Source organism: bacterium (assembly GCA_035371905.1).
Lineage (GTDB): Bacteria > Ratteibacteria > UBA8468 > B48-G9 > JAFGKM01 > JAMWDI01.
This window is the reverse complement of sequence record DAORXQ010000103.1, coordinates 1-5,433: the sequence shown is the minus strand read 5'-3', so window position 1 is coordinate 5,433 and position 5,433 is coordinate 1. Positions and strand designations below refer to the sequence as shown.

7 protein-coding genes are annotated in these 5,433 nt (G+C 27.5%); all 7 read right to left on the bottom strand.

Translation table 11 applies throughout. From position 1 onward, the window contains the following. On the bottom strand, nucleotides 1-945 hold a 945-nt coding region (locus PKV21_08800; GenBank protein ID HOM27583.1), incomplete at its 3' end, for a phosphoenolpyruvate-utilizing N-terminal domain-containing protein. Nucleotides 946-957: 12 nt separating this feature from the next. Then, nucleotides 958-1,431, bottom strand: a complete 474-nt coding sequence (locus tag PKV21_08795) for a PTS sugar transporter subunit IIA (protein ID HOM27582.1) — start codon at nucleotides 1,429-1,431, stop codon at nucleotides 958-960. Between the two features lie 16 nt (nucleotides 1,432-1,447). After that, a complete protein-coding gene (locus PKV21_08790; GenBank protein ID HOM27581.1) occupies nucleotides 1,448-1,732 on the bottom strand; it encodes an HPF/RaiA family ribosome-associated protein in 285 nt (94 codons plus the stop codon). 16 nt (nucleotides 1,733-1,748) lie between these two features. Next, nucleotides 1,749-2,594: a SpoIID/LytB domain-containing protein gene (locus tag PKV21_08785; GenBank protein HOM27580.1), complete on the bottom strand. Its 846-nt coding sequence runs from the start codon at nucleotides 2,592-2,594 to the stop codon at nucleotides 1,749-1,751. A 16-nt stretch (nucleotides 2,595-2,610) separates the two neighbouring features. Beyond that, nucleotides 2,611-3,177 (bottom strand): hypothetical protein, encoded by a 567-nt coding sequence (locus PKV21_08780; GenBank protein HOM27579.1) that lies wholly within the window; start codon nucleotides 3,175-3,177, stop codon nucleotides 2,611-2,613. Between the two features lie 4 nt (nucleotides 3,178-3,181). Beyond that, nucleotides 3,182-3,517, bottom strand: coding sequence for a histidine triad nucleotide-binding protein (locus PKV21_08775; GenBank protein HOM27578.1), 336 nt, complete (start codon nucleotides 3,515-3,517; stop codon nucleotides 3,182-3,184). A gap of 3 nt (nucleotides 3,518-3,520) precedes the next feature. Beyond that, nucleotides 3,521-5,433: translation initiation factor IF-2 (gene infB, locus PKV21_08770; GenBank protein ID HOM27577.1), on the bottom strand; the 1,913-nt coding region annotated here is incomplete at its 5' end.

Sequence of the window (5,433 nt, the reverse complement as noted above, 5' to 3'; positions counted from 1 at the left end):
ATATGAAAGAAATTGTTCTTCTTCCGTTGGTAAATCTTTTCTTTTTAAGTAAAGATACTCTGTTCTGAATAAACCAATCCCTTCTGCTCCATACTTTAAAGCAGTTTCAACTTCCTCAGGTAGTTGAATATTTGCATATAAATTTATTTCTTTTCCATCAGAAGTTATGGTTTTTTTACCTTTCAAAATATATATTTTTTTCCTGAATTTTCTAATTTCCTTTTCTTTACTTTTTACCTTTTCAATTTCTATTTGAGTGGGATTGACTATTACAGTACCTTCATAACCATCAATTAAAATTGTGTCACCATCTTTTATCTCCTCAATATTTTCTTTTATCCCAACAACTGCAGGAATTTCAAGGGCTTTTGCTACTATAGCGGTATGAGATGTTTCTGTTCCCATAGAAATCACAAAGCCCTTTATATATTTTTTATCAATTGAAACAGTCTGTGTTGGAGAAAGATCATTTGCCACAAGAATTCCATCTTTTATATCTTTTAATCTGTCATTTTTTTTAATTAAATTTGCAATTATTCTTTCAAAAATATCCAGTATTTCTTTTTTCCTTGTTTTAAGATTATTTTCAGAAAATTCCTTATTCAAATTAACAACAAATTTCTTTACGGCTGTTTCAGCAGAAACCCTTTCTCTTTTTATAATCTTTTCTATTCGCTCCATTAAATTTTTATCTCTAAGGATAGAAAGATGAAAAGAAAAAATTTCTGCATATTCCTTATCTGTTATTTTCTTTATGTTGTTTATAATTTGCTGAATTTCATTTTCTGTCTTGGTAATACTTTCATGAAATCTTTTAATTTCTTCATCTACATCTTCTTCTTTTATTTTTTTTATTTCACTAAAAGAAAAAAAATCATCATTCACCTTTCTTGCTTTTCCAATAGCAAACCCTGGGGAAGCTGGAATTCCTTTTATTTTTTTCATTTTTTAATTTTTTTAAGATAGACTATTCAATTTTTCTTCATCTTCTTTTATGATTTTAATTGCTTCTTCTGGTGTTTTACAGTTTCTTAAAGCATTCCTGAAAACTTTGTCTTTCAGTAATCTTGCTATTTTTGCAAGAGTTTTTAAATGTTGACCTATAGATTTTGTCGGTGCAAGAACAAGAAATACTATATAAACAGGTTCTCCGTCAAGAGAATCAAAATCCACTCCTGTTTGTGAAAGTCCAAGTGCACATATAATATCATTTATCTGGTCTGTTTTTGCATGAGGAATTGCAATTCCCTGTCCAATACCTGTTGAACCAAGTTTTTCTCTATCCATAACTGTTTCCAATATTTTTTCGCTATCTTTCACATATCCATTTTTTTCAAGTGTTTTTATTATTTCTCTTAATACTCCCTTTTTATCTCTACTTTTGAGATTAGTAATAATACAATCTTCTTTTAAATAATCAACTATTTTCATTTTTTTTCCTCCTTTTTTATTTGTTTACAATTTTATCATGTAATTTTCTTAACTTTACTTTTGCTTTGTCCAGTAAATTTTCAACACTTTTATTTACATCGTTATCTTTTTCTTTTAGAAAAACTTTTATATTTTTTGAATGTAAATAAATCTCTGTTAAAAATAAAGGCCCATCTTTTTTTATGTAAAATTCAGCATATCCATCATCAAATACAAATTTTTTTAACTTTTCAATTTTTTCCTTTATGTAATCTTCAAATTCTTTATTTATTTCTACTTCTGAATAAATTTTTATATCCATTTTTTCTCCTTCTCATTTAATAAATTTTTTTTATTTTTAACCCAGGAAAATAAAATTTTAATATGTCTTTATAGTCAAATCCAATTTCTGCCATTTTTTTTGCACCATATTGAGAAAGCCCTACACCATGTCCATAACCTTTACCAATAAAAGTTATAGAATCTCCTTTGTCCCGAACTTCAAACAGTGTACTGGGAATTATATAAGGATTATTAAAATAAACCTCTGTTTTTTGATTAATTTTTTCTCTAAATTCTGTTCCTCTTAATTTTATATTACCATTTTTTGTTGTAATTTGCAAAAGTTTTACTCTATTAGTTTGGTCTCTTTCAATTACTTCAATTTTTTCTATTGAACATCCTAAAATTTTTGAAAGGTAATTTTTTGAAATATTTTTTTCCCAGTAAGAAAAAGGATTATCTTCTGAATACGGATCTATAACTGAATAATTTAAAGGATATTTCCCCTTCCAGACATCAGAAGGATTTGCAGTTATACCACCTGAACATGCGTGAAAAAAAACAGGAACTATTTTTTCATTTTCTGTCAATAAAACTTCTCCTTTTGTTTCAAGTAATATGGATTTTATTTTTTCATCTTTACAATCTTTATATAATTGGTGGTTTATTGAATTTTCAATATGATAATAATTTCTTTTGTTTGTACTTATTTTCCATATTAAATAAGTTCTTGAAACAACTGCCTGTGCCTTTAATGCCTCAACTGGCCAATTTTCTCCCATTTCTTTTACAACTACACCAGAAATATATTCCTCTATTTCAATTTCTTTAACAGTATTTCCTTCAAGTAATTTTATAAATATTGTTTCTTCTTCAGCAAAAATAAAATAATTTATACACATGAAAAAAAGGAAAACATTATTTAGAAACTTTTTCTTCAGGTACAATTTCAACATGTACATTCCCTTTTATTTCTATTGTATTATTATCAATATTGTAAATTACTTTTTCTCCCGAAAATTTATTTTTTCCTCTTTTTATTAACGGTTTTTCTTCAAAAATCATTTCTCTTTTTTCATCAATATAACTAACTTTTCCACAGGTGATTTCCATTGTTACATTTTCAGTAGTTTTATCCTTATATAAAATAATCACTTTTCCTGTTATCATAATCTCTTTAAGTTTTTTATTTTCCGGATCAATTTTTATTTCACCTTTACCTTCTTTATCAGTTTTAATCTCTATAATTTCTTTATCTGTTTTTAATGATAAATTAGGTGCAGAAATTTTAGTATTTTTATTTTCTGTTATTTCGGCACTTTCTCCAATCAAAGTAATCGAATAATTTTTTGAAAAGTGTTTTAATGAAAATTCAGCAATCTTTTCATCTTTAGAAATAATTTCTTCGTTTTTCTTTTTTGTACAGGAAACAAAAATGAAAAACATAAAGGAAAATAAAATTAGATTTTTAATTATTTTTTTCATTTTATTACCCCGGTGGCCACATCATTATTCTTCCGCCTATAAGATGAACATGAATATGGTCTACACTCTGTCCTGCATTTCTATTAGTATTAATTACTATCCTAAAACCAGAATCCTTTATCCCTTCTTTTTCTGCGATTTGACAGGCAATTTTTAGCATTTTCCCCAGGAGAAATGTATCTTCTACTTCGTAAAGTTTTTCTATATGTTTTTTGGGAATTATAAGTATATGAACGGGTGCCTGTGGATTTATATCTCTTATACAAACCATATCATCATCTTCATAAATTTTATCACTTTTTATCTCATTATTTATAATTTTACAAAATACACAATTCATATTTTACCCTCCTTTTAATTTTCTGGGCACCTCAATAGTAATAAAAGATTGAATTATATCTCCTTCCTGAAATTCATAGAAATTGTCAATTCCAATACCACATTCATTATTATAATTTACTTCATTTACGGTATCCTTAAATCTTTTTAAACTTGTTAAATTTCCTTCAAAAATAACTTTTCCGTTTCTTACTATCTTAATTTTTGAATTTTTTACTACTTTACCACTTACTACTACACAACCAGCAACTATATTGTTTTTTGCAAGTTTAAAAACTTTTTTTACAAGTGCCTGACCAACCATTTCTTCTTTTATTTCCGGTTCAAGCATTCCCTCTATTGCTTTTATAATATCATCTCCAATATCATATATTAATTCATAAGTTCTAACTTCAATATTTTCTTTTTTTGCAAGTTCTTTTGCTTTTGGTTCTACAGGAACCTTAAATCCAAGAACAATACCATTGGAAGCAGAAGCAAGTAAAACATCTGATTCACTTATAGGTCCAGTTCCAGCATGAATTATATTAATTTTTATTTCATTCTGTGGAATTTTGTTAAAAACATTTTTAATTGCATCTATTGAATTATAAAAGTCAGTTTTTAAAATAACATTTAATTCTTTCACCTCTCCTTTTTTTATTTCTTCATAAAGGTCTTTTAATGTCAATCTTTTTACCGGGATTACAATACTTTCTTTTTCCCTTTTTAATTTCTCTGAAAAATCCTTTGCTTCTTTTTCCGAATCAACTACTCTAAATTTTTCTCCCGGAATTGCTATTTCATGAGCACCAAGTATTTCAACAGGAGTAGATGGACCTGCTTCATTTAATCTTTTACCCCACTCATCAATAATTGCTCTTACTTTTCCCCAGGTACTACCAACAATAAAAGGGTCTCCAACTTTTAATTTTCCATTTTCAATAAGTACACTTATTACAGGACCTCTGAATTTATCAACTGAAGATTCAATGACAGTTCCATTACATTTGCAGTTTATAATTGCTTTTAATTCAAGCATTTCTCCAACAAGAAGTATCATTTCAAGTAAATCATTTATTCCTTGTCCTGTTAATCCAGAAACATTTACATAAACTGTATTTCCTCCCCATTCTTCTGGAATTAATCCATATTCAGAAAGTTGCTGTTTAACTTTTTCTGGATTTGCATTTGGTCTGTCAATTTTATTTATGGCAACTATTATAGGTACATTAGCAGATTTAGCGTGGTCTAAAGCTTCAATTGTCTGTGGTTTTACTCCTTCATCAGCAGCAACAACAAGAACTACTATATCTGTAATTTTAGCTCCCATTGCTCTCATCGCTGTAAATGCTTCATGTCCAGGAGTATCAAGAAAGACAATTGAACCTTCGGGTAAATTAACTTTATATGCACCTATTTTTTGAGTAATCTGACCGAATTCTTTTTCCGCAACCTTACTGTTTCTTATTTTATCAAGTATTGTTGTTTTTCCATGGTCTACATGTCCCATAACAGTAACTACAGGTGCTCTTTTAACATATATTGGTTTCTCTTCTTTTTCTGTTTTTTCTAAAATTTTAGGTTGTTGTTCTTCTTTAAATACAGGAATAAAGTTGAAATTTTCACAGATTTTTTGGATTATATCTTTTCTAAGAGTTTGATTGATATTGACAATTATTTTTTGTTCAAGCAGGAACTTTTGTATTTCAGTAGATTGTATCTGGATTTTTTCTGATAACTCTTTTATATTCTCTTTCCCCGTTAAAATAATTTCTTTTTTTATTACTTCTTCTTTTAATTTTTCTTCTTTTTCGGGTTTCCCTTTTTCTTCTATTATCTCCTTTTTTCCTTCTGCCTTTTCTCCTTTTTCTTTAGCTTTTTCAAAATAGTCATCAATTTTTTTTATTTCCTCATCTGTAATAACACTTAATGTTT